General features: G+C 75.8%; 22 protein-coding genes. 13 read left to right on the plus strand and 9 right to left on the minus strand.

Annotation, left to right across the window (positions count from 1 at the left end):
• Positions 1 to 24 precede the first annotated feature (24 nt).
• The 3 genes from LPA54_RS22870 (at position 25) to LPA54_RS22880 (ending at position 4,459) form a co-directional block, all read left to right on the plus strand.
• On the plus strand, positions 25 to 1,206 hold the full coding sequence (locus tag LPA54_RS22870; protein WP_228980758.1) for a DUF6777 domain-containing protein: 1,182 nt from the start codon (positions 25 to 27) through the stop codon (positions 1,204 to 1,206).
• A 104-nt stretch (positions 1,207 to 1,310) separates the two neighbouring features.
• Positions 1,311 to 3,452 carry a SpoIIE family protein phosphatase gene (locus LPA54_RS22875; protein ID WP_228980762.1) on the plus strand — a complete coding sequence of 714 codons (2,142 nt, stop codon included), beginning with the start codon at positions 1,311 to 1,313 and terminating at the stop codon, positions 3,450 to 3,452.
• 146 nt (positions 3,453 to 3,598) lie between these two features.
• A complete protein-coding gene (locus LPA54_RS22880) occupies positions 3,599 to 4,459 on the plus strand; it encodes an Fpg/Nei family DNA glycosylase (protein ID WP_228980764.1) in 861 nt (286 codons plus the stop codon).
• Between the two features lie 22 nt (positions 4,460 to 4,481).
• On the opposite strand, the gene LPA54_RS22885 is transcribed toward LPA54_RS22880, so the two are convergent.
• On the minus strand, positions 4,482 to 4,844 hold the full coding sequence (locus LPA54_RS22885; RefSeq protein WP_228980766.1) for a hypothetical protein: 363 nt from the start codon (positions 4,842 to 4,844) through the stop codon (positions 4,482 to 4,484).
• Positions 4,845 to 4,942: 98 nt separating this feature from the next.
• Between LPA54_RS22885 and LPA54_RS22890 the strand changes: the two genes are divergently transcribed.
• The 4 genes from LPA54_RS22890 to LPA54_RS22905 all read left to right on the plus strand — a co-directional run bounded on the left by LPA54_RS22890 (position 4,943) and on the right by LPA54_RS22905 (position 9,188).
• Positions 4,943 to 5,686, plus strand: coding sequence for a LytTR family DNA-binding domain-containing protein (locus tag LPA54_RS22890; protein ID WP_228980769.1), 744 nt, complete (start codon positions 4,943 to 4,945; stop codon positions 5,684 to 5,686).
• A 161-nt stretch (positions 5,687 to 5,847) separates the two neighbouring features.
• Positions 5,848 to 6,246, plus strand: a complete 399-nt coding sequence (locus tag LPA54_RS22895; protein WP_228980772.1) for a hypothetical protein — start codon at positions 5,848 to 5,850, stop codon at positions 6,244 to 6,246.
• Positions 6,247 to 6,255: 9 nt separating this feature from the next.
• The gene (locus LPA54_RS22900) at positions 6,256 to 7,989 is read left to right on the plus strand and encodes a cation acetate symporter (protein ID WP_228980774.1); all 1,734 of its coding nucleotides are present in this window, start codon (positions 6,256 to 6,258) and stop codon (positions 7,987 to 7,989) included.
• Positions 7,986 to 9,188, plus strand: a complete 1,203-nt coding sequence (locus LPA54_RS22905) for a sensor histidine kinase (RefSeq protein ID WP_228980777.1) — start codon at positions 7,986 to 7,988, stop codon at positions 9,186 to 9,188. The genes LPA54_RS22900 and LPA54_RS22905 overlap by 4 nt, the downstream gene beginning before the upstream one ends.
• Before the next feature lie 31 nt (positions 9,189 to 9,219).
• Here LPA54_RS22905 and LPA54_RS22910 read toward each other — a convergent pair whose 3' ends face one another.
• The 3 genes from LPA54_RS22910 to LPA54_RS22920 form a co-directional block, all read right to left on the minus strand.
• Positions 9,220 to 10,320: a glutamate--cysteine ligase gene (locus LPA54_RS22910; protein ID WP_228980778.1), complete on the minus strand. Its 1,101-nt coding sequence runs from the start codon at positions 10,318 to 10,320 to the stop codon at positions 9,220 to 9,222.
• Positions 10,321 to 10,498: 178 nt separating this feature from the next.
• Positions 10,499 to 10,981: a hypothetical protein gene (locus tag LPA54_RS22915; RefSeq protein ID WP_228980782.1), complete on the minus strand. Its 483-nt coding sequence runs from the start codon at positions 10,979 to 10,981 to the stop codon at positions 10,499 to 10,501.
• 193 nt (positions 10,982 to 11,174) lie between these two features.
• Entirely contained in the window at positions 11,175 to 11,780 is a 606-nt protein-coding gene (locus LPA54_RS22920) for a sigma-70 family RNA polymerase sigma factor (protein ID WP_228980784.1), read from the minus strand.
• A gap of 269 nt (positions 11,781 to 12,049) precedes the next feature.
• On the opposite strand from LPA54_RS22920, the gene LPA54_RS22925 reads away from it, so the two are divergent.
• Both LPA54_RS22925 and LPA54_RS22930 read left to right on the plus strand, forming a co-directional pair.
• Complete coding sequence (locus LPA54_RS22925; protein WP_228980787.1) at positions 12,050 to 13,237, plus strand: CapA family protein; 1,188 nt, start codon at positions 12,050 to 12,052, stop codon at positions 13,235 to 13,237.
• A gap of 105 nt (positions 13,238 to 13,342) precedes the next feature.
• Positions 13,343 to 14,221 carry a polysaccharide deacetylase family protein gene (locus LPA54_RS22930; RefSeq protein WP_228980793.1) on the plus strand — a complete coding sequence of 293 codons (879 nt, stop codon included), beginning with the start codon at positions 13,343 to 13,345 and terminating at the stop codon, positions 14,219 to 14,221.
• A 112-nt stretch (positions 14,222 to 14,333) separates the two neighbouring features.
• Here LPA54_RS22930 and LPA54_RS22935 read toward each other — a convergent pair whose 3' ends face one another.
• Positions 14,334 to 15,008, minus strand: coding sequence for a class F sortase (locus LPA54_RS22935; protein WP_228980796.1), 675 nt, complete (start codon positions 15,006 to 15,008; stop codon positions 14,334 to 14,336).
• Between the two features lie 311 nt (positions 15,009 to 15,319).
• Here LPA54_RS22935 and LPA54_RS22940 point away from each other — a divergent pair, with 311 nt between their 5' ends.
• Complete coding sequence (locus LPA54_RS22940; protein ID WP_228980809.1) at positions 15,320 to 15,805, plus strand: hypothetical protein; 486 nt, start codon at positions 15,320 to 15,322, stop codon at positions 15,803 to 15,805.
• A 163-nt stretch (positions 15,806 to 15,968) separates the two neighbouring features.
• Here the strand turns inward: LPA54_RS22940 and LPA54_RS22945 are convergent, their stop codons facing one another.
• The 3 genes from LPA54_RS22945 to LPA54_RS22955 form a co-directional block, all read right to left on the minus strand.
• Positions 15,969 to 16,493 (minus strand): hypothetical protein, encoded by a 525-nt coding sequence (locus tag LPA54_RS22945; protein ID WP_228980811.1) that lies wholly within the window; start codon positions 16,491 to 16,493, stop codon positions 15,969 to 15,971.
• 183 nt (positions 16,494 to 16,676) lie between these two features.
• Positions 16,677 to 17,441 (minus strand): DUF4239 domain-containing protein, encoded by a 765-nt coding sequence (locus LPA54_RS22950; protein ID WP_228980813.1) that lies wholly within the window; start codon positions 17,439 to 17,441, stop codon positions 16,677 to 16,679.
• A gap of 74 nt (positions 17,442 to 17,515) precedes the next feature.
• The gene (locus LPA54_RS22955) at positions 17,516 to 17,653 is read right to left on the minus strand and encodes a hypothetical protein (RefSeq protein WP_228980815.1); all 138 of its coding nucleotides are present in this window, start codon (positions 17,651 to 17,653) and stop codon (positions 17,516 to 17,518) included.
• Between the two features lie 686 nt (positions 17,654 to 18,339).
• On the opposite strand from LPA54_RS22955, the gene LPA54_RS22960 reads away from it, so the two are divergent.
• From LPA54_RS22960 to LPA54_RS22970, 3 genes are all read left to right on the plus strand, one after another.
• Positions 18,340 to 19,413, plus strand: a complete 1,074-nt coding sequence (locus LPA54_RS22960; RefSeq protein ID WP_228980819.1) for an SCO0930 family lipoprotein — start codon at positions 18,340 to 18,342, stop codon at positions 19,411 to 19,413.
• Between the two features lie 235 nt (positions 19,414 to 19,648).
• The gene (locus tag LPA54_RS22965; protein WP_228980822.1) at positions 19,649 to 20,461 is read left to right on the plus strand and encodes an SAM-dependent methyltransferase; all 813 of its coding nucleotides are present in this window, start codon (positions 19,649 to 19,651) and stop codon (positions 20,459 to 20,461) included.
• Positions 20,458 to 22,623: an EAL domain-containing protein gene (locus LPA54_RS22970; protein ID WP_228980824.1), complete on the plus strand. Its 2,166-nt coding sequence runs from the start codon at positions 20,458 to 20,460 to the stop codon at positions 22,621 to 22,623. The genes LPA54_RS22965 and LPA54_RS22970 overlap by 4 nt, the downstream gene beginning before the upstream one ends.
• A 129-nt stretch (positions 22,624 to 22,752) precedes the next feature.
• Here LPA54_RS22970 and LPA54_RS22975 read toward each other — a convergent pair whose 3' ends face one another.
• Positions 22,753 to 23,637 carry a LysR family transcriptional regulator gene (locus tag LPA54_RS22975; RefSeq protein ID WP_228980826.1) on the minus strand — a complete coding sequence of 295 codons (885 nt, stop codon included), beginning with the start codon at positions 23,635 to 23,637 and terminating at the stop codon, positions 22,753 to 22,755.
• Positions 23,638 to 23,688 lie beyond the last annotated feature (51 nt).

Raw genomic sequence — 23,688 nt, forward strand, 5'->3', positions numbered from 1 at the left:
ACTCCTGGGAAAGGCGGGATGCCCGTGTCGTCTCCCACGCGCCGCTCCCCGGCGGCTCGCCCGCGGCGACCCGCCGCCCTCACCGCGGCGGCCGCCGTCGCGGGACTCCTCGCCGCGGGCTGCGGCGCCGACGGCGACGGCGGCGGGCCCGCCCCCGGCGTCCCCCTCGCCACCGAACGCGTCCCCCTCCTCCAGCCGGCCGCGGCGCCCGGCCCGCACCCCTTCACCGCCTCCACCTCCCTCGCCGCGGCCCCCGGCGCCCGCGACTCCGCGTCCCCCACCGCCGCGGCCGCCCCCACCGCTCCCGGCGGTCCCTCGGCGGAGCCGGTCGGCGCCGAACGGCCGCTGCCCACCGTCGACGGAGCGACGCCCGGCCTGTACGGCGGCACCCATTCGCTCCCCAGCTGCGACGTCGAGCAGCAGGCGCGGCTGCTCACGGCCGACAAGGCCAAAGCCGCCGCCTTCGCGCAGGCGGCCGGGGTCACGCCGGCCGGCCTCGGCACCTGGGTGCGCGGCCTGACGCCGGTCACGCTGCGCGCCGACACCCGGGTGGCCGGCCACGGGTACCGGGGCGGCGCGCCCGTACCGTACGAGGCCGTGCTCCAGGCGGGCAGCGCCGTGCTGGTGGACCGGTACGGGGCGCCCCGCGTGCGCTGCGCCTCCGGCGACCCGCTGCGCACGCCTGCCGACCCGCGGCGACCGGCGGCGCACCGGGGGCAGCCGTGGCCCGGGTACCGCGTCGACCGCGTCGTGCTGATCGGCCCCACCCAGCGGGCCCTGGACCGGCTCGTCCTGGTGAACACCCTCAACGACACCTGGCTGGAGCGCGCGATCGGCACCCGGGGCGACCACGACGGCAAGCCCGAGGTGCCCCCCGCCTACGAGCCGCGCGAACGGCACGTCGCGGACACCCCGCTGCCCGACAGCGCCGCCCCCGAGAGCGCCGCGCCGTCCGCCCCGGCGGCGCCGGTCGTGCCCGATGGGCCCGGGACCCCGCAGGCGCCCCCGCCACCCGGCGAGGGCGACGCGCCACCGGACGGTACGGTGCCCGACGCGCCGCAGCCGGACGGCTTCACCCCGGACGGGGCCGCCCCACCGGAGGAGGCGGGAGGGGGCGCGGACGGCGGGCCGCAGGAGGCGCCGCCGCCCGACGCGGAATCACCCGACGCGGCCTCCGACGCCGACGTCCTGCGCGGGCCGTACTGACCGCCCCGCCGCTCCGGGCACCCCGGGGAGCAGGAGGAACGATCCCTCGGCCGTGAAGTTCCCTTGAGGTCGATAAACCCGACAAATGATGGCAGAGTGGCTCCATGGTTGATCCGGCAGCGGATGCCCTGTCGCTTCCCGAGGACTGGCCCGCCCACCCGGATCTGAGGTTGTCCCTCAACCGCCTGGGCAGCTTCGACTGGGACCTCGACACCGGGCTGATGCACATGGACGAGGTCGCCCTCGACGTGTTCCAGACGGACCCCGCCGAGTACGACGGCAGACCGGAGAGCCTCGCCCGGCGGGTCCCGCCCAGCGAGTCCGTCCGCCTCGACGGCATGGTCGCGCAGGCCCTGAAGAACGGCAGCAGCCACTACGGCGCCTACTTCCGCATCCGCACCCGCGAGGGCGGACTGCGCTGGACGCACACGCAGGGGTTCATCCGCCGTGACGCCGAGGGGCGCCCCCACCGCATCATCGGCATCGTCCGCGACGCCACCCAGGAGCTCGCCGAGTCCGCCGCCCGGCTGGAGGTCGACGCCGAGCGCCGCCGCCAGACCAGCGTCGTCGAGTCCACCACCGCCGCCCTCGCCCACGCCCGCACCGTCCAGGACGTCATCGACGTGCTCAAGGACTCCCAGGGGCTGGAGCACCTCGGCGCGACCAGCGTCGTCATGGGCCTGCTGGAGGCCGGCCGCATCCACCTCGTCGCCGACGGCCCCGAGGACTCCTTCGTCCCCGGCACCCGCTACACGCGCGTCGACGAGGAATACCCCATGAGCGAGGTCGTGCGGACCCTCGCCCCCCGCTTCATCGAGTCGCCCGAGGACTTCGCCGCCTCCTACCCGATCCTCTGGCCGCACATCACCGACCTCGGCATCACCTCCGCCGCGTACCTGCCCCTCATCGCCCAGGCCCGCCCCATCGGCGCCATGGGCCTGCTGTACAGCGACAAGGACGGCTTCACCGCCGACGAGCGCAACGTCCTCGTCGCCCTCGGCAGCAGCATCGCCCAGAGCCTCCAGCGCGCCATGCTCTTCGAGCAGGAGCACGACCTGGCCGAGGGCCTCCAGCAGGCCATGCTGCCGCGGCGCATCCCGGAGATCCCCGGCGCGCAGGTCGCCGTCCGCTACCGCGCCGCCCGCCTCGGCCGCGACGTCGGCGGCGACTGGTACGACGTCATCCCGCTGCCCGGCGGCCGGGTCGGCGCGGTCATCGGCGACGTCCAGGGGCACGACACGCACGCGGCGGCCGTCATGGGCCAGCTGCGCATCGTCCTGCGCGCGTACGCCGCCGAGGGCCACACCCCGGCCACCGTCATGGCGCGCGCCTCGGTCTTCCTCCGCGACCTCGACACCGACCGGTTCGCCACCTGCACCTACATGGAGGTCGACCTCGCCACGGGCGTCGTCCAGGTCGTACGGGCCGGCCACGTCGACCCGCTGGTGCGGGACGCCGACGGCGGCTGCCGCCGGGTGCCGGTGGAGGGCGCGCTGCCCCTCGGGCTCTCCGCCGAGTTCGGCGCGCTCGACTACCCCGTGAGCGTCCTCGAACTGGACCCCGGGCAGACCCTCGTGCTGTACACCGACGGCCTGGTCGAGCAGCCGGGCGCCGACCTGGACGAGGGCATGCAGTGGCTCACCGCCTTCGTCCGCAACGGCCCCTCCGACCTCCAGGACCTCGCCGATCTGCTGTGCGACGTGGTCGACGAGCGGGGCGGCGACGACGACGTGGCGATCCTGCTGCTGCGCCGCCGCGGCGGCTACACCCCGCGGAGCGGCGGCAGGCTCCAACAGCACGTCGCCCAGAACGACCCCGAGGCGCTGCGCTCCGCCCGCCACATGATCCACGCCGCCGTACGCGCCTGGGGCGGCGGGGAGCGGGCCGACGAGATCGCGCTGACCGCCGACGAACTGGTCACCAACGCCCTGCTGCACACGGACGGCGGCGCCATCGTCACCCTGCGGATGCTCACCGGCCCCGAACGGCGGCTCCGCGTCGAGGTCGAGGACCGCTCCAGCGCCCTGCCCCGCCGCCGGGACACCGGCGCGGACGGCGTCTCGGGCCGCGGACTGCTGCTCGTGGACCGGCTCGCGGACGTGTGGGGCGTCGAGTCGCGGGGCGGGGGGAAGTGCGTCTGGTGCGAGTTCGCCCTGCCGGAGCGGTCCGGCGACGGCGGCGGCCGGCGGGACACCGGGGCGGCGGGACGGCGCCGCCAGGGGACGTGGCAGCCCCGGGCCGACTGACGCGGCGCGAGGGGCCGGGGACCGCGCCCCGTCGCGCCGCCCCCGCGCGGACCCGCCGGCCCGCCGAGGCGCGGACGCGCCCCGTGGGGCCCCGCGGCGGACCGTCCGGTGAGGCGCGCCGCACCCTCCTGCGGCAGGCTGGGACCATGCCCGAACTGCCCGAGGTCGAAGCGCTCCGCGAGTTCCTCGACGCCCGTCTGGTCGGCAAGGAGATCGCCCGCGTCCTACCCGTCGCGATCAGCGTGCTGAAGACGTACGACCCCCCGCTCGGCGCCCTCGACGGCGCCACCGTCACCGCCGTCGACCGGCACGGCAAGTACCTCGACGTCACCGCGGGCGGCCTGCACCTCCTCGTCCACCTCGCCCGCGCCGGCTGGCTCCAGTGGCGGGACGACCTGCCGGCCGCGCCGCCCCGCCCCGGCAGGGGTCCGCTCGCCCTGCGCACCGCGCTGAGCGGCGGCGACGGCTTCGACCTGACCGAGGCGGGCACCACCAAGCGGCTGGCCGTGCACCTGGTCCGCGACCCCGCCGAGGTGCCCGGTGTCGCCCGGCTCGGACCCGACCCGCTCGCCGAGGACTTCGACCGCGACGCCTTCGCCGCGCTCCTCGCGGGGGAGCGGCGGCAGGTCAAGGGCGCCCTGCGCGACCAGGGCCTCGTCGCGGGCATCGGCAACGCCTACAGCGACGAGATCCTGCACGCCGCCCGCATGTCGCCCTTCAAGCCGGTCCACCGCCTCACCGACGACGACGTCACCACGCTGTACGAGGCGCTTCGCACCACGCTCGCCGACGCCCTCGCCCGTTCCCGGGGCACGGAGGCGGGCAGGCTCAAGGCGGAGAAGAAGAGCGGGTTGCGCGTCCACGGGAGGACCGGCGAACCCTGCCCCGTGTGCGGCGACACCATCCGCGAGGTGTCGTTCAGCGACTCCTCGCTCCAGTACTGCCCCACCTGCCAGACGGGCGGCAAGCCGCTGGCCGACCGCCGTCTGTCCCGCCTGCTGAAGTAGCCGCGGGCAGTCGCCGCGCCCGTCACTCCGCGGGCGCCCGACCGCGCACCAGCCACCGCCGCACCCGGCGGCCCGGGGTGCCCCACACCACCGGCCGCCACGTCCGGGACCGCCCACCGCCCGGGGTCGGCACCGCCGGCCGGACGTCCACCGGCCGCGCCGCGGCGGGCCGGGGGCCGCGGGGCGCCGCCCGACGCGGCGGCGGGGCGAGCGGCGCGCGGCCCGTCAACTGGGCCAGGGCCCGCGCCACCTCGGCGAACTCCGCCAGCCGCGCCGCGCACGCACCGCACCGCGTGACGTGCTCGGCGCAGCACAGCGCGTCGTACGGCTCCAGCGCGCCCAGCGCGTAGGCGCCCACCGCGTCGTGCCGCTCCGGCCGTGCCATCGTCCCTCGCTCCCGTACTCGCCCGCCCCGCCCCCGCGTCGACCCGTACGTACCGCGGCCGCTTCTCGCTCAACCGGCGCCCGCCTACACTCCGCCCCATGCTGCGCGTACTGGCCGTCGACGACGAGAAGCCCGCCCTGGAGGAGCTGCTGTACCTGCTGCGCTCCGACCCTCGCGTCCACAGCGCCGAGGGCGCCACCGACGCGACGGAGGCGCTGCGCCGCATCGGCCGCGCGCTGGAGGCGGGCCCCGACGGCCCCGACGCCGTCGACGTCGTCTTCCTCGACATCCACATGGCGGGGCTGACCGGCCTGGACGTGGCGCGGCTCCTGGCGGGCTTCGCCCGGCCGCCGCTCGTCGTGTTCGTCACCGCCCACGAGGGCTTCGCGGTGCAGGCGTTCGACCTGAAGGCGGTCGACTACGTCCTCAAGCCGGTCCGCAAGGAACGTCTGGCGGAGGCCGTCCGGCGGGTCAGCGACCTCTCCGAGCCGGCCCCCGCCGGCACCGTCCCCGAGCAGGTCCCGGTGGAGCTGGGCGGCGTCACCCGGTTCGTGGCGGTCGACGACATCGCCTATGTGGAGGCGCAGGGCGACTACGCCCGCCTCCACACCGACGGGGGCAGCCACCTCGTGCGCATCCCGCTGTCCACGCTGGAGGAGCGGTGGGCGGCACGGGGCTTCGTCCGCATCCACCGCAGCCACCTGGTCGCCCTCGGCCGGATCGACGAGCTGCGCCTCGACGGCGGCGCCACCACCGTACGGGTGGGCAGCGCCGAGCTGTCGGTCAGCCGCCGCCACGCCCGCCAGCTGCGCGACCTCCTCGCCCGGCACGTCCGCGGCTGACCGCGGCGACCGGCTCGGCGCCGCCCGCCGGCCGCGGGGGCAGTCGCGCCCCGACGGCCGGTACGACGATCCGCTTACCCGCCGGGCCGTTGTCTGCGTACACTCCACCGACCGAACCCCTCCGGCCACCAGGGCCACACCCTCCCCGACCCCGGACACCGATGTCTCCAGAGCCGCAGCCCGCGCCGCGCCCCCGCCGCGAGACCGTCACCGGAGTGCCCCGCTCCGGCCGCCGGCCGCCGGGCCACGCGCCCGCCCGCTCCGAGATCAGCGAGCAGACTACGCTGGGCCACACCTACGTCCGGTCCCTCATGCGCAGCCAGCTGCGTGCCGCCCTGCGCGCGCTCGCCACCCTGGCCCTGCTCGTCGGCTCCCTGCCGCTGCTCCTCGCGCTGCCCGCCGCGCTCGCCCCGCACGGCACCGCCCCCGCCCCGGGGCTGTTCGTCTGGGCGGCCCTCGGCGTCGGCGTCCACCCCGTCATGTGGCTCGTCGCCCGCTGGTACGTGCACCGGGCCGAGCGCAACGAGCGCGACTTCACCGGCCTCGTCGAAGGCAGGTGACGCACACCGGTGAACCAGACCCACGCGGTGGCGGCGGTCGCCGCCGTCGTCCTCGCCACCCTCCTCATCGGCTCGCTCGGCCTGCGCATCTCCCGCACCACGTCCGACTTCTACGTGGCCTCGCGGACCGTCGGCCCCGGCCTCAACGCCGCCGCCATCAGCGGCGAGTACCTCTCCGCGGCGTCCTTCCTCGGCGTGGCGGGGCTCGTCCTCCTCCAGGGCCCCGACATGCTCTGGTACCCGGTCGGCTACACCGCCGGGTACCTCGTCCTGCTCGTGCTCGTCGCCGCCCCGCTGCGCCGCTCCGGCGCGTACACGCTCTCCGACTTCGCCGAGGCACGCCTGGAGTCCACCCAGGTCAGGCGGCTGGCCAGCCTCTTCGTCGTCGGCATCGGCTGGCTCTACCTGATGCCCCAGCTCCAGGGCGCGGGCCTCACGCTGGAGATCGTCACCGGGGCGCCCGGCTGGGTCGGGGGGCTCCTCGTCGCCGTCGTCGTCACGGGCGCGGTCGCCGCGGGCGGCATGCGCAGCATCACCTTCGTCCAGGCGTTCCAGTACTGGCTGAAGCTGACCGCGCTCCTCGTGCCCGCGTTCTTCCTCATCGCCGCCTGGCTCGGCGACGACGCGCCGCGCGCCCGGTTCGACGCGCCCGCCGTCCTGCGCGAGCACACCACCGTGCGCGTCGCCGACACCGTCCGCGTCGCCGTCGACGCCCCGCTCACCGTCACCGTCTCCGGCGGGATCGACCAGGTGGCCCACGACGGGCGGCCGGTCACCCTCGCCGCCGGCACGCACCGCATCGAGGCCGGCACCACGCTGGGCTTCCCGGCGGGCGCCCGCGTCCCCGAGCGGGTCGCCGACGGCGACGACCCGCTCGGCTGGTCCCGCTCCCTCGCCGGCGTCCGCGACGGCCGGCAGTTGTACGCCACCTACGGCCTGATCCTCGCGACCTTCCTCGGCACCATGGGCCTGCCGCACGTCGCGGTCCGCTTCTACACCAGCCCCCACGGCCGGGCCGCCCGCCGCACCACCCTCGTCGTCCTCGGCCTGGTCGGCACGTTCTACCTGCTGCCGCCCCTCTACGGAGCCCTCGGCCGGATCTACGCGCCCGAACTGGCCCTCACCGGCGCCGCCGACGCGGCCGTGCTCGTCCTGCCCGACCGCGTCGTCGGCGGCCTGGCCGGCGACCTGCTCGGCGCCCTCCTCGCCGGCGGCGCCTTCGCCGCCTTCCTGTCGACGGCCTCCGGCCTGACCATGTCGGTGGCGGGCGTCCTCACCCAGGACGTGCTGCCCTCCCGGGGCGTGCGCCACTTCCGCCTGGCCACACCGCTCGCGATGGCCGTGCCGCTGGCGCTCGGCGCCGTCGCCGGCAACGTGCCCGTCGCCGACGCGGTGGGGCTCGCCTTCGCGGTGTCCGCGTCGTCGTTCTGCCCGCTGCTCGTCCTCGGCATCTGGTGGCGCCGGCTCACCCCGCCCGGCGCCGTGGCCGGCCTGCTCACCGGCGGCGGCGCCGCCCTCACCGCCGTCATGGCGACGCGCGCCGGGCTCGCCCCGGACGGCTGGCCGCACACGCTGATGGCCTGGCCCGCCGTCTGGTCCGTCCCGCTGGGCTTCGTCACCATGATCGGCGTCTCGCTGGCCACCCCCCGCCACGTCCCGCCCGGCACACCCGCGATCCTCGCCCGGCTCCACCTGCCCGAAGGGCTGGTCGGCCGCCCGAGGACCGAGGGGGCCGACCGGTGAGCGGCACCCTCCTCGCCGCGCTCACCGCCGCCGGGGCGCTGCTGACGGCCGCCGGGTACGCCCTGGGCCGGCTGGCCGCGCGGCGGTCCGGCCGCGACTGCCTCGACCTCGGCACCCCCGTCGAACGCGCCACCTTCCACACCCTGCACACCGCGTCCCTCGCCGCGCCGCCGCTGCGCGCCGGCCTCACCGAGGACACCGCCCGCAAAGCCGCCCGCAGGCTCCGCCCCCTCCTCGGAACCGAGGCCCTCGCCCTCACCGGACGCACGGCCGTGCTCGCCTGGGACGGCTCCGGCGCCCACCACGCCGACCAGGTGATGGAGCGGGTCGCCGAGGTCCTGGAGACCGGCCGGGGGCAGAGCCTGCGCGCCGAGTGCGAGGACCCCGCCTGCCCCCTGCGCTGGGCCGTCATCGCCCCCCTCACCGGGGAGGACGGCGTGGCCGGGGCGCTCGTCGCCTACGGGTCGCACGAGTCGGCCGTCCTCGTGCGCGCCGCGACGGAGGTGGCCCGCTGGGTCTCCGTCCAACTGGAGCTCGCCGAACTCGACCTGTCCCGCACCCGGCTCATCGAGGCGGAGATCCGCGCCCTGCGCGCCCAGATCTCGCCGCACTTCGTCTACAACTCGCTCGCCGCCATCGCGTCCTTCGTCCGCACCGACCCCGAGCGGGCCCGGGAGCTGCTGCTGGAGTTCGCCGACTTCACCCGCTACTCCTTCCGCCGGCACGGCGACTTCACCCGGCTCGCCGACGAGCTGCGCTCCATCGAGCAGTACCTCGCCCTCGCCGGCGCCCGCTTCGGCGACCGGCTGCGGGTGACGCTGCAGATCGCCCCCGAGGTGCTGCCGGTCTCCCTGCCCTTCCTGTGCCTCCAGCCGCTCGTGGAGAACGCCGTCAAGCACGGCCTGGAGGACTCGCGCACCACCTGCCGCATCACCATCGCGGCGCAGGACGCGGGCGCCGAGGCCGTCGTGACCGTCGAGGACGACGGCGTCGGCATGGACCCGGCCGTCCTGCGGGCCATCCTCGCCGGGGAACACCCCAGGACCTCCGGGATCGGCCTGCCCAACGTCGACGAGCGGCTGCGCCAGGCGTACGGGGACGACTACGGGCTCGTCGTCGAGACGGGCGTCGACGCGGGCATGAAGGTCACCGTCCGCATCCCCAAGTACCGGGCGGGCGTCCACGCCGACACCCCGTAGGGCCGGCCCCGGCGGGCCCCTTCGACGGGGCCTACAGCACCGTCCACGGAGTGGCGGGGTCGGCGCGGCGGCGCTGCCGCTCGGCGCCCGTGCCGTGGGCGAGCACCGCCTCCGCCAGCGCGGCCACCTCCCGCGCGTCCCCGCTCGCCTCCAGCGCCGGACGCACCCGGGAGAGCAGCGCCCGTACCGCCTCGGCGGCCGGGACGCGCGCCCCGGTGACCGGGTGGACGGCCGGACCGCGCAGTCCGTGGCGGGCCGCCGTCCACAGCGCCGCGGCCAGCATGTGGTCGGGCGGGTCCGGCGCGGGGAGGCCGCGGGCGACGGCGTCCAGGGCGGAGGTGACCAGCGCGCGGGTCAGCCCGGCCTGGAGGACCGCCTCGTCGACGCTCGGCGTGACGTCCGCGACGCGCACCTCGACGGTCGGCAGGTGGTGGGAGGGGCGCGCCAGCCAGTACGCGTTGGCCGCCCGGGCGGGCAGGACGCCGGTGCCGCGCAGGGCGGTGACGGTGCGGTCGTAGTGCGCGGCGGAGGTGAAGCGGGGCGGGATCTGGTGGGTCGGCCAGCGGGCCAGGACCAGCGTGCGCCAGCTGGCGTGGCCGGTGTCCGCGCCCTGGTGGTAGGGGGAGTTGGCGGAGAGCGCGAGCAGCACCGGCAGCCAGGGCCGCAGGTGGTTGAGGACCGCGACGGCCGCCTCGCGGTCCGGTACGCCCACGTGCACGTGGCAGCCGCACGTCTCCGTCTCGTCCGTCAGCCGCCCGTACAGCCGGGCCATCTGCCGGTAGTGCGGCGTCGGAGTGACCGTACGGGCGGGGGCCGCCATGGGCGCGGTGCCGCTGGCGAGCGGGCGCAGCCCCGCCTTGCGCGCCGCCCGGTCCAACCGGGTCCGGCCGGCGGCCAGCTCCGCACGGAGCCGGGCCAGGTCCGTGCAGACCTCCGTGGCGGTCTCCACCATGGTCGGCAGCAGCTCGCGCTGGAACTCCCGGCCCGCGCCGCCCTCCGGCCCGGGCCGCGCCCGGTCCGCGGCCAGCACGTCGCCGCACCCGCCCACAGGGGCGCCGTCGACCGCGTCGACCAGGAGGAACTCCTCCTCGACCCCCACGGTCACCCCGCGCGGCACGGGACTCGCGACCATCCAGACCACCACTCCCGCCCAGCCGTCCGGTCCACGCGCTCGGTGCGGCCGTCCGGCGGTGCCGGCGGCCGCACCCAGGATGACCGGCACGCACGAGGCGGGGCAACAGCGCCTTCCCGGCCGTGAGCCCGCCTCGGCCCGACCCCCGCCGGGCCACGCGGGGCCGGCCGCAGCCGGTTCAGTACAGGTGCAGCGCCAGATGGCCGAGTGGCAGCCCCAGCTGCCAGGACGGCAGCCACACCTGCGCCGACTCGTCCACCACGAGCCCCGCCGCCGGCGGCGCGGGCAGGGCGCCGAGGTCGGCGGCGAGCAGCAGGGTCTCCTCCAGCAGCCGCCAGGTCTCCAGCGCCAGGGCCACCCCCGGCTCGTCGTCGCCCTCGCGCGCCCGCCGCTCGGTCAGTCGGGCGCGCACCCAGTCCTGCCACGGGTGGTCGTACGAAGTGCGGTCCAGCCACTCGTCGAGCTGGTCCTCGGGGGCCGCGCCGTCGCTCAGGTAGATCGTCAGCGCGAGCGTCCGGCGCCCCGCCACGTACTCCAGGGAGCCGGTCTCCACCAGCCCGCCCGTCCGCAGCAGCTCATCGGCCAGGTACTCGGCACACAGCCAGTCCATCGGGACGGCCAGGCCGCCTCCGCCGGTGCCGTTCGTGCTCTCGGGCCGCAACGTTCCCACCTTCTCCCGGACGTTCTTCCGCGCGTAACTCGGCCACGCACCCCTGAAAGACGAGCCTCCACCGAAAGGCGGGGCGTGCGGCCGCTCTTTGCACAACTTGACGGTGTGGTTTCGCATACGTTCCCGTCCGTGCCGTTACGCGCGGGAAGGAACACATCCGGTGCGCCCGCAGGGGCGGACGGGCTCAGCCGCCGCCGCGGCCCGCGGGGGACAGATCGCCCCGCTCCGCCGCGGCCCCCTCCAGCGCGCCGCTCCCCGCCGCGGGGAACGCCCGGCTGTAGCCGGGCAGGCAGCGCCCGAGGGCCCGCAGCGCGTAGTACGAGCGGGACTTGACCGTCCCCGCCGGTATGCCGAGCCGCTCCGCGGCCTCGCTGACGGTCAGCCCGTCGAAGTAGATGCGCTCCAGCACGTCCCGGTGGGCGGGGCTCAGCTCCGCCACCGCGGCCCGCACGTCGAGCGCGGCCACCGCGGACTCGGTGGCGTCCGCCGGGTCGGGCGTGGAGGCCAGCACCCCGTCGCCGATCTCCGTCGGGCGCGCCAGTCGCGAGCGTCGCGCGTCGATCGCCAGCCGCCGCGCCACGGTGAACAGCCACGGCCGCATCGACGCGTACGGCGCCTCGAACGCCTCCGGGTGCTGCCACGCCCGGACCAGCGTCTCCTGGAGGAGGTCCTCGGCGCGCTGCTGGTCGCCGTAGGTGAGGCCGAGCAGGTAGTTCAGCAGCGCGGGGCCGTGCTCCCGGTGCAGCTCCTCCAAGGCCCGCTCGTCCGTGGTGGTCGTCGCCGTCGTCATCGTTCACTTCCCTTCCCGCCGGCTCCAGGACCCAGAGCCGTATCCGAACGCATCCGAGGCCGCCGGGACAGGCGACGCACCGAGGTGTGCGGCGAGCGGTCGCACCGAGCGACGAATGGTGCGGCGAACGGTCGACGCAGGGACATGCCCCCCATTCAGTGAATCTGCCGCATTTTTCCTATCGAATGACTGATCGGCGTGTATGTCCCCCGTGGATGCAGAGGGCACACCCGCCCCGCCTGCCCCTTCCGACCCACGGAGTCCCAGCGATGACACTGCGCGTCCGGCGGGCGGCGGCCGCCGCCGCCACCGTCCTGCTCTCCGCCACCGCGGCTGCGGCCGGCTGCACGGCGCCCCGCCCGCCCAGCGCCCCCGCCCCGCCCCCGCACGCGTCCGCCGGCGGCGCGGGCCCCGACGCCCGGCCGTTCACCCTCGCCGCGACCGGCGACGTCCTCCCGCACGACTCGGTCATCCGCCAGGCCAACGCCGACGCGGGCGGCGAGGGGTACGACTTCCGCCCCATGCTCGCCGGCGTCGCACCCGTCATCTCCCGCGCCGACCTGGCGATCTGCCACATGGAGACCGTGTACGGCGAGGACGGCGGCCCCTTCGCCGGCTACCCGACCTTCACCTCCCCGCCCCAGATCGCCACCGCCCTGCGCGCCACGGGCTACGACTCCTGCTCCACCGCCTCCAACCACACCCTCGACGACGGCACCGACGGCATCCGCCGCACCCTCGACCACCTCGACCGGGCGGGCGTCCGCCACGCCGGGTCCGCCCGCACCGCCGAGGAGGCCGACACCCCCACCCTCCTCAAGGCCGGCGGCGCCGACGTCGCGCACCTCGCCTACACCTACGGCACCAACGGCATCCCCGTCCCCGCCGACCGGCCGTGGTCCGTCAACCTCATCGACGAGAGCCGCGTCCTCAGCGACGCCCGCGCCGCCCGTGAGGCGGGCGCCGAGATCGTCGTCGTCAGCCTCCACTGGGGCAGCGAGTGGCAGACCGCCCCCGACCGGCGGCAACTGGAGCTCGGCCGCGCCCTCACGGCCGCCACCACCGACGGCCGCCCCGACGTCGACCTCATCCTCGGCACGCACGCCCACGTCCCCCAGGCGTACGAGAAGGTCAACGGCACCTGGATCGTCTACGGCATGGGCGACCAGATCGCCGGCCCCATGGTCGACCACTCGGGCGCCCACGACCCGCGCGGCAACGAGGGCACCATCGCCCGCTTCACCTTCGCCCCGCCGACCGCGCCCGGCCGCCGCTGGGAGGTCACCCGCGCCGAGTACCTCCCGCAGTGGTACGACACCGGCGCCAACCGCGTCGTCGACCTGACCGCCGCCATCGCCGCGGGGAACACGGGGCTCGCCCCGCTGCGCGACCGCATCAGCGCCGTCGTCCTCAGCCGCGGGGCCGCGGCCGACGGCCTGGTGCGCGGGGAGGAGTAGGAGGACCGGGCCTACTCCCGCGCCGCTCGTCCCAACGGGTGCAATCGCTCCGCGCGTCCGGTGTCGCACACCCGATCCACGAGTCGCCCGTGCGGAGCATTGGTCATGAAAAAGGACCAGATGCCTTCCGGGCGGCGGATGGTGCTGCGCATCGCCGCCGCCCTGGGCGCCACCACCACCGTCGGTCTGTTCAGCGTCGACCGGGCGGCCCCGCCCGGCGCGCCCGCCCCCTCCGCCACGTCCCCGTCCCGCCCGCGCCCCGCGGCGACGCGTGCCCCCGCGCCCGCCGCGGGCCCCGTGGCCGGACCGCGCCTGGCGCCCTCCGCGTACCGGCTCCAGCCCATGACGTCGTACGCCCCGCCGCGCTTCCGGCGGGCCCTGCCGCCCGTGCGGCAACGGCCCTTCCTGCGGGTCTCCGGCACCGGCAACACCATGGTGCTGACCTTCGACGACGGCCCCGACCCCCGCTACACCCCCGCCATCCTCGCCACCCTGCGGCAGCACGGCGTGCGCGCCATGTTCTTCGTCTGCGGCGAGATGGCCGTCCGCCACCCCGACCTGCTGCGGCGGATGACCGAGGACGGGCACGTCGTGGGCAACCACTCCTGGTCCCACCCCCTGGTCCCCAGGCTGCCGCCGTCCCGCATCCGCGAGGAGCTCGGCTCCACGAGCGACGTGATCGAGCGGACGCTCGGCGCCGCCCCGCTCTGGTACCGCGCCCCCTACGGCGCCTGGAACCGGCTGTCCTTCGAGATCGGCGCCGAACTCGGCATGGAGCCGCTCGCCTGGACCGTCGACACCCTCGACTGGAAGGAACCGGGCACGTCGACCATCGTGCGCCGCGTCCTGGACGGCGCGGGGCCCGGCGTCGTCGTGCTCTCCCACGACGCGGGCGGCGACCGCTCGCAGACCGTGCGCGCGCTGCGCACGTACCTGCCGCGGCTCCTGGACGCGGGCTACCACATCACGGTCCCCCGCCGGTGACCCCGGCGGCCGGTGCCCGCGTCCGCCCCGCGGGCACCCGCCCGGCGGCCGGCACCACCGGGGCGGCGGCCGGCCCGGGGGGTGGCCGGGGCGGCGGCCGGCCGGGGGCGGATCAGCGGGTGGCGACCATCCGGGCGAAGACCACGACGTTGCCGTCGTAGCCGCCGGCCCGCGAGTAGCCGCCACCGCAGGTGATCACCCGCAGCTCCGGGTGGCCGGTGTCGCCGTAGACCCGCACGCCGGGGAAGTCGTCCTTGGAGAACACCTCGACGCCGTACACCTGGAAGACCGCCACGCGGCCGTCGTACCGGGTCACCTCGACGCGCTGGCCCGGCCGGAGCGCGCCCAGGCGGTAGAAGACGGCCGGCCCGGAGTCGTTGTCGACGTGCCCGACGACGACCGCCGTGCCGCGCTGCCCGGGCGAGATGCCGTTCTGGTACCACCCCGCCAGGTTCGGGTCCTGCGGGGGCGGCGCGCTGATCCACCCCTCCTGGTCCAGGCCCACGTCGATGACGGGCGCGTCCACCTTCAGCGCCTCGATCCGCACCCGGGAGGCCGGGGCGTACGCCAGCGGGCGCAGCCCGGCCGACGGCGTGGGCGCGGCCACCACCTGCCGCGTCCCCGCCGTCGCGGCGGCGGGCTGCGGCGGCCCCGAGGAGGCGTCGACCCCGTTCCGCATCATCGCGAGACCGGTCAGCATGACGAGTGCCAGCGGACCCCAGGGCCGGCGGGCCCTGATCACGTCCCAGGCACTTCGGTCCCCGACACCTCTGCGCTCCAGGCCCATGCTTCTCCCTTCGTGGCCTCTCCCGGCACCGTAAGCGGGTCCCGCGCCACCGGCGATCCTGGCGCGCGCGAACGGGTGGCGGCGCGGCGGACGGGTGATCAACCATCCGGGTCATCGGCTCGGACCCCCTGACGGTGTGTGACCTGCGGCGGTTCCCCGCCCGTACCCGCGAACCGGGCGGGTCGCCTCACCGGGGTGGCGCAGCGCCGACATGCGGTGGTCCGACTCTCTGGTGAGGGTTCGTCATGGAAGGCGCATCCGTCGATCTCCCGGAGCACCGCTTTGGGGCGTCTTCCGCTGGAGGTTCAACGATGCGTGCTTCACGCGCCCTCGCGGTGGCCGCCACCGCCTGTGCGGTGATCGGGGTCGCCGCCCCGTCCGCCACCGCCAACAACGGTCCGACCAACGTCACCGTCTCCCCGACCCAGGTGCACCAGGGCGGCAGCCTGGCGGTGAGCGCCATGGGGTGCGGCCACGGCGGCACCGTGTCGTCCAACGCGTTCCCGAAGACGGCCCTCACGGTCAACGCCTCGGGCCACTCCGCGGCCACCCCGCGGATCTACGACCACGCCACCCCCGGCCAGTACAACCTGGCCGTCCGGTGCAGCGACAGCTCCCGGGTGGTCACCCGGACCTTCCAGGTCGTCCGCGGGCGCGGGTCGCAGGGCGGCCTCGGCGGCTCGATGGCGCCCAGCTCCGCCGAGGTGACCGTCGGCGCGGTCCTCGCGGGCGGCGCGGCGCTCGCCGGCGGCGTGTTCCTCATCCGCCGCCGCCGTCCGAGCGGCGGAAGGGCCTGACCGGCCGAACCTCCCGGTCGGCCGTACACGCCCGACGCCCCGAGTCCTGGCCGGGACTCGGGGCGTCGGGCGTGTGCGGCGGGTGGAACGTGGGTGATACAGCGGTGTGCGGTGCGGTCGTGGGGGGGGGGCGCGGGGTGTCCGCGGGCCGCACGAGGCGGGGTCAGTGGCGGCGGCTCTCGGCCCTGCGGCGCAGCGCGTACACCACGCCGGTCGCCGCGGCGACCACGAGGCCCGTGCCGGCGGCCAGCTCGCCGGCGTTCCAGCCGCCGATGCTGCCGCCCAGGCCGCCCCGCACGCCCGACGGCGCCGTGGTCGCCGTCGCCGTCCGCGTCACGGTCGGGGCGGCGGTCGAGCTGGTCGTCGCCCCGGCGGCGACCCTCAGCTGCGCCGTGCCCGGGGCACCGCCGGCGCAGGTGAAGGAGACCGTGTAGGCGGCGCCCCGGCGGGCGTCCCAGTCCACGGTGGCGGTCGCCGTACCGCCCGCGGGGATGGACACGGCGTCGAAGATGCCCGACGACGCGATGGCGGTCCCCGGGCAGCCGGGGGCGGAGAGAACCACCCGGCCGCCCGGGTTGACGGTCGAGGGGGAGACGGCGTACGGATCCACCGCGGCCGCGGGGGGTGCGGTGAGGGCGAGAGCCGCCGCTCCGAGCAGAGCGGCGGAAGCGGCACCTATCGCGCGCATGAAGAGTCCTCCGGTCCCGAGGGGCAGTGCGGAACGGACTTCCGCGAACGAGCTGAAATGACCCTCTGTGCCCGGAACGTTAGGAGCGCTTTACCACACCCGCGACCCCGGTCGGGCGAACGGGGCAACGGGTCACCCGTACGGCGCACGCCACGCCCGCCGTGCGGACCGGGAGAGGCCGGCTCAGCCGCCGAGGACCGGGAAGGCGCGCAGGAACGGTTCCGTGGTGGCCGACACGCCCCGCCCGAACGGGGCGTCGATCGCCCAGATCAGGAAGAGCAGGAAGGCGATCAGGGCGCTGTACAACCCGGCCAGCAGCAGTTCCCGGAACGTCCGGCGGATCTGCAGCGCGAAGATCAGCCCCACCGCGATCAGCGCCCCGGTGATCAGGCCGAACCACACCACGCCCGGCATCGTCTCGCCCGCCGAGTCCGCCCGGACGCTGCGCGCGTCGTCCGCCGCGGCCACCTGGTCGACCAGCGGCTGGTACGCCTCGGCCTGGTGGGCGTCGGCCGGCCGGTAGGAGGTGACCGAGCGGCGCACCTGGTGCAGCAGCTCCGTGCCCTCCTCCGTCAGCTCGCCGTGCTCCGCCATCGCGTCCCACTCGGGGCCCACCACGTGCCGGACGTACGCCTCGACGTCGGCCCGGATCCGCGCGTGCACGTCGGCGGGCCACACCTCGGAGCGCACACTGACCTCGTGCAGGGCCTGCGCCTCCTGACGGACGCTCTCCTGCGCGGTGCCGCGCCCCTCCCAGACGCCGGCGATGGCCAGGCCGAGGACGATCGCGTAGACCACACCGATCATCATCGTCATGTACTCCATGACGTCCGGCGTCTCGGTCGGGTCGTCGTCCTCACCGAGGCGGCGGTTGTTGATGACGACGATGACGAGGACGACCGCGCACGCGGCGGCCATCGCCAGGGTCAGGACAAGCCATTCCGACACGGGAACTCTCTCTCGGTCTCGGTCTTCGGGAGGGGACGGGAGTGGGCCGGGTGCGCCGCGACGCGGTGGTGGCCTCAGCGCGAGCGGGGGCGCAGGATGGCGGCGGCGAAGACGGCGGGCGCCGTGAGCAGCAGCATCATCGACACCATCGACGGCCCGCGCTTGGGCTTCGGGCGCTGCGCCGCCCGGTAGGCGGGCAGCGGGTAGGTCACCGCCGGCGCGGCCGTCGGCGCCGGCCGCGGTGCCGGGGGCGAGGCGGGTGGCGGCACAGGCGCGGGAGCCGGCGCCGCGGGATTGGGTGGTGGCGGCGCGGGCGCCACCGGACGCGGCGGGGCGGGGGCGGGCGGCGCGCTCGCGGCGGGCGGCTCTGGCCGCGGGGCGGACGGTGGCGCCGGCGGTGAGGGCCGAGGCGGCGAAGGGCTCGGCGTCGGCTGGGAGGAGGGGCCGGGGGAGGGGCCGGGAGAGGGCGTCGGCCGCGGCGTCGGCGAGGGGACCGGGGGAGTGGGGCGGGGCGTACAGGACGAGCCGCCCGCGACGGACACCGCGTGGGTGCCCCCGGGCCCGGTCGACGCGTGGGCACAGCTGTCGGCCGAGGCCGGCGGCGCGAGGGCGGGGGAGAGCACGAGCGGCCAGGCGAGCACCGCGCCCGCCACCGCCCGCGCGACGAGGGATCCATACACGCCGAAGAGCATGATCAGACCAACGAGCCACCGTCTGCCGGAGCGCGGTGATTCCCCTGATGGGAGGTTTCGCTCGAACTTGCGTTCCGTCGCCCGGCGCAGTCCCGGCCCGGGAACTTCGCCTCCCCGTTGAACACTTCCGCCCCCCGGGCCCGTACCTAGGACCGTGAACGGCGCACGGCAGACGCCGCGAGCAACTCGACACGACGGGAGCTGAGATGAGGAACTGGCGCGACACGGCGCTCGCGGCGACGGCGGTGGCGGCCCTGCTGACCCTGACGGCCTGCGGACAGGACGAGGGCGACCGCATCGGCGGCCAGTCCGTGGGAGCCGCGGCCCCCGCGGGCGCCCCCGGCGACGCCGGGTACGGCGGGAAGGGCTCCGGCGGCGCGTACGGCTCCGGCGCGGCCTCCTCCGGGGCCCCCGCCACGCCCGCCGGGCAGCTCGCCGTCCGCAAGGGCACGGCCAGCGGCGACGTCCTGACCGACGCCGAGGGCCGCACCCTCTACCGGTTCGACAAGGACTCCGCCGACCCGCCCGAGTCCGCCTGCGAGGGCGACTGCGCCACGGCCTGGCCGGTCGTCACCGCGGAGGGCGCCAAGGCCCCGGCCGGGGTCGACTCCGCGCTGCTCGGCGCGCTGACCCGCCCCGACGGCACCAAGCAGCTGACCGTCGACGGCTGGCCGATGTACCGGTACGCCAAGGACACCAAGGCCGGCGACACCAACGGCCACGGCGTCGGCGGCACCTGGTACGCGGCGGCCCCCGACGGGAGGAAGGCCGCGGCGGGCGCCTCCCCGGGCCCGGCGTCAGGGGAGGGCGGCGGCGAGGAGGCCCCGGCGGGCGGTGGCGCGGACGACGGCTACGGCGGCGGATCCGGCGAAGGGACGGGCGAAGGGTCCGGCGGCGGTGAGGAGGCGCCCGCCGAACGCGCCGGGCTCTCCGTCCGCGAGGACCCCAAGCTCGGCGAGATCGTCGTCGACGGCGAGGGCCGGACGGTCTACCGGTTCACCAAGGACTCGGCCTGGCCGATGAAGACCGCCTGCACCGGCGCGTGCCTGGAGAAGTGGCCGGTCGTCGAGCCCGTCGCCAAGGCCGACACCGAGGGCATCACCACCAAGGGGTACGTGACGTTCGAGCGGCCCGACGGCAAGAGCCAGCAGACCATCGACTGCTGGCCCCTCTACACCTTCGCCGGCGACAAGAAGCCCGGCGACACCAACGGTCAGGGCGTGGGCGGCACCTGGTACGCCGTCTCGCCCGACGGAAAGCTGGTCGGAGCGTCCAAGTAGAGTCCCCCACAGGCGACTCCGGCCCGGTGGGCGGCCCGTCGACTCCCTCCCCTCGCGGGAGCGACGGGCCGCCCCGCCGCACACCCGGGGAGGGGTCCGCCCGCGCCGCCGCCTGTGACGAAGAACGGATCGCATTTTTCCGTTTCCCCTCGCCCTCCCGGCGGGCGATCAGTAGCCTCGGCTCGAACACCGGCCAGGAACTGGCCTCATCACCATGGCGACTGTGGGAGATTCGATGGACCGTCCCGCCTGGGCCCCGCCGGGCATCGACCTGTCGGTGCCGAGCGTGTCCCGCATCTACGACTACTACCTGGGCGGTTCCCACAACTTCGAAGTCGACCGCGAAGCCGCCCGCAGGGCCATGGAGTTCCTGCCCGGCCTGCCCAAGATCATGCAGGCCAACCGGGCGTTCATGCGCCGCGCCGTCCGCCACGCGGTCGCCGAGGGCGTGACCCAGTTCCTCGACATCGGCTCCGGCATACCGACCTTCGGCAACGTCCACGAGGTCGCCCTCGCCGCCGCCCCCGACGCCCGCGTCGTCTACGTCGACCACGATCCCGTGGCGGTGGCGCACAGCAAGGCGGTGCTCGCCGACGAGGAGCGCGTCGACATCGCCGCCGCCGACCTGCGCAAGCCGAGGGACGTGCTGCACAGCCCGCCAGTGGCCCGACTGCTCGACCTGGACCGGCCGGTGGCGCTGCTCCTCGTCGCCGTACTGCACTTCCTGGAGGACTCCGACCGGCCCTACGAGGCGGTCGAGGAGCTCCGCGAGGCGCTGGCGCCCGGCAGCCTCCTCATCCTCACCCACGCCTCGTTCGAGGGCATCCCGGTCCCCGAGGAGCAGGCGGGCGGCACCGTCGGCGTCTACCGAGACATCCGCAACCCGCTCGTGATGCGCTCCCGCGACCAGGTCGCCCGGTTCTTCGACGGGTTCGAGATGGTCGAACCCGGCCTGGTTTCCATGCCGCACTGGCGGCCCGAGACGCCGCCCGAGCAGGAGGACCCGTACGCCTTCTCGGGCTTCGCCGGGGTGGGGCGCAAGGGGTGAGCACGCCGGCGCAGGCGTCCGGCTCCGCGGCGGAGCCGGACGGCCTGGAGGACAGACTCCAGCGGTTCGCGACGATATGGAGCCGGGCCATCTTCCCGGTGACGGCCACGTCGATGACCCGCACCGAATTCGAACAGCACCTGCTGCCGCTCGCGCGGCGGCTCAGCGCCGCCCTGCACGCCCGGCCGTTCGACGTGGCGCCCGCCCACGCCGTCGGCACCGCCCTGGTCGCCGCGCACTGCACGGACCCCGACGCCCTCAGCCGCACGCTCGGCGTCGTCGACTCCTACCTGGTGCTGTACTGCGGCGCCGGCGACACCCCCGCCGACGACCTGCGGGCCCGCTGCGCCCGCCTCCAGCACGCCCTGGCCGCGGGGTTCGCCCGCGCGCTGCGGGAGCGGACCCTCGTCGAGCAGGAGGCCATCGCCCGCTCGGCGCTCTCCGCCCGCGCCTTCGCCGAGCAGGCCCTGCACGCCACTGAGGCCCGCTTCCGCGCCGTCTTCCAGGAGGCCGCGATCGGCATCGGCATCGCCGACCTCGACGGCAACGTCCTCGACGTCAACGAGGCCCTCACCCGCATGTTCGGCGGTCTCGAACACCTCGTCAGGGGCCGCAACGTCACCGAGTGGGTCCACCCGGAGGACGCCCCGCACGTCTGGAAGCTCTACGGGGAGCTGGTGCGCGGTGAACGCGACCACTTCCGCGTGGAGAAGCCGTTCTACCGCTCCGACGGCACCGCCCTGTGGACCAACCTGACGGTCTCCCTGCTCCGCGACGCCGAGGGCCGCCCCCAGTACCAGCTGGCCCTCATGGAGGACACCACCGAGCGGCGCCTGCTCAACCTGCGCCTGCGCTACGAGGCCACCCACGACGCGCTCACCGGGCTGCCCAACCGCAGCCTGTTCTTCGAACGCCTCGACAAGGCCCTCAACGCCGGCGACGGCACCCGCTTCGGCCTGTGCTACCTCGACCTGGACGGCTTCAAGGCCATCAACGACAGCCTCGGCCACGCGGCGGGCGACCGGCTCCTCGTCGAGGTCGCCGACCGGCTGGAGTCCTGCGCCACCGCTCCCGGCGAGATGGTCGCCCGGCTCGGCGGCGACGAGTTCGTCGCCCTCACCACCGGCCCGGACGTCTCCTCGCAGGACACCGAGGAGCTCGCCGGCCGGATCCTCAACGCCCTGTCCACACCGATCGGCCTGGACGGGCGGGAGATCACCGTCCGCGGCAGCATCGGCATCGTCGAGGGCTGCGCCGGCGAGCGCGGCTCCGCGGACGTCCTGCGCAGCGCCGACATCACCATGTACCGGGCCAAGTCGGCGGGCGGCAACCGCTACGAGCGCGCCGACGCCGAGGCCGACGCCCGCGCCATCACCCGACACGGCCTGACCACCGCGCTCCCGGCGGCCCTGGACCGGGGCGAGTTCTTCATCGAGTACCAGCCGCTCGTCCACCTCGGCGACGGCACGGTGCACGGCGCGGAGGCGCTGGTGCGCTGGTGCCACCCGCAGCACGGCGTGCTCGGCCCGGACCGGTTCATCCCGCTGGCCGAGCACACCGGGCTCATCGTGCCGCTCGGCCGGTGGGTCCTGCAGGAGGCGGTGCGCCAGGCCAGGTACTGGAAGCACCGCCACACCGACGGCGGCCCGCTGCGGATCAACGTCAACCTCTCGCCCACCCAGCTCCACCACCCCGGGCTCGTCACCGACATCGTCGACGTGCTGGAGCGCTCCGGCCTCGCCCCCGGCGCCCTGTGCCTGGAGGTCACCGAGTCCGCCCTCATCGGCGCCGACGAGGACCTGCTCAAGCCGCTGCGGCAGCTGGCCGAGATGGGCGTCGACATAGCGCTCGACGACTTCGGCACCGGCTACTCCAACCTCGCCAACCTGCGCCGCCTGCCGGTCAGCGTCCTCAAGCTCGACCGCTCCTTCACCAGGGGCATGCAGCAGCACCCGGCGGACCCCGTCGACCTGAAGATCGTCGAGGGCATCGTCTCCCTGGCGCACAGCCTGGAGCTGGCCGTCACCGTGGAGGGCGTGGAGACGGCCGCCCAGGCCGACCAGCTGCGCGCGCTCGGCTGCGACACGGCGCAGGGCTGGTACTACGCCCGCCCGGGCGCGCCCGACCGCATCCACCGCCTGGTGCTGGCGGACGCCGTGTGACACCGGCCTGCCTCCGACCGGGGCCCGGGTGGCCCCCCGCCCGGCTCCCGTCCGGGGCCCGGGTGGCCTCGCCCGGCTCCCGTCCGCGATCGGTGTGACCGCTCGGCCCCCCGTCCGGGGCCGGGCGGCTCAGTGCTCCGGAAGCGACTGGAGCAGTACCCGCCGCAGCTCCCGGGCAGCCCGCGGCGGCGCGACGTCGCTGCGGTGCGCCAGCGCGATGGTCCGCCGCAGCCCCGGCGGCGCCAGCGCCGTCACCCGCAGGTCGCGCCCCGCCCGGGCGACCATGCTGGGCACCACCGCCACGCCCAGCCCCGCCCGTACGAAGCCCAGCACGGCGTCCATCTCGCCGCCCTCCACGGTGAACGACGGCTCGAACCCCTCGGCCCGGCACGCGGCGACCGTCAGCTCCCGCAGGTCGTAACCGTGCCGGAACATCACCATCGGCCGCCCCTCCAGGTCCCGGATCCGCACGGGCCGCCGCGGCGCCGGTTCCGCCGTCGAGGAGACGACCACCAGGTCCTCCCGCAGCAGCTCCACCGTCGTCAGCGAGGGCGCGGGCGTCGGCAGCGGCAGCACGACCAGCGCCAGGTCGAGCGCGCCGCGTGCCAGCTCCCGCACGAGGTCGTGGGAACCGCCCTCCTCGATCAGGATCCGGATGCCCGGGTACAGCGCGTGGAAGGCCCGCAGCACCCCGGGGAGCAGCCCCGTGCACAGGCTCGGCGTGGCGCCCAGCCGTACCCGTCCGCGCCGCAGCCGCACCAGCTCCTGCACCTCGTGCCGGGCGGTGTCCGCGTCGGCGAGGATGCGCCGCGCGAGCGGCAGCAGCGCCTCGCCCGCGTCGGTCAGGGCGATGTTGCCCCGGGCCCGGCTGAAGAGCTCGGCCCCCAGCTCCTTCTCCAGGGCACGCACCTGCTGCGACAGCGACGGCTGGGAGACGTGGACGCGCTCGGCGGCCCGCGTGAAGTGCCGCGTCTCGGCCACGGCCACGAAGTACACCAGCTGCTGGAACTGCATGGGACCACCCTAAGCGGCTGCGATAGGCGACACCTATCGAGATCAGCCGCA

Origin of the sequence: Streptomyces sp. DH12 (assembly GCF_020873895.1) — a bacterium.
In the GTDB taxonomy this organism is placed as follows: domain Bacteria; phylum Actinomycetota; class Actinomycetes; order Streptomycetales; family Streptomycetaceae; genus Streptomyces.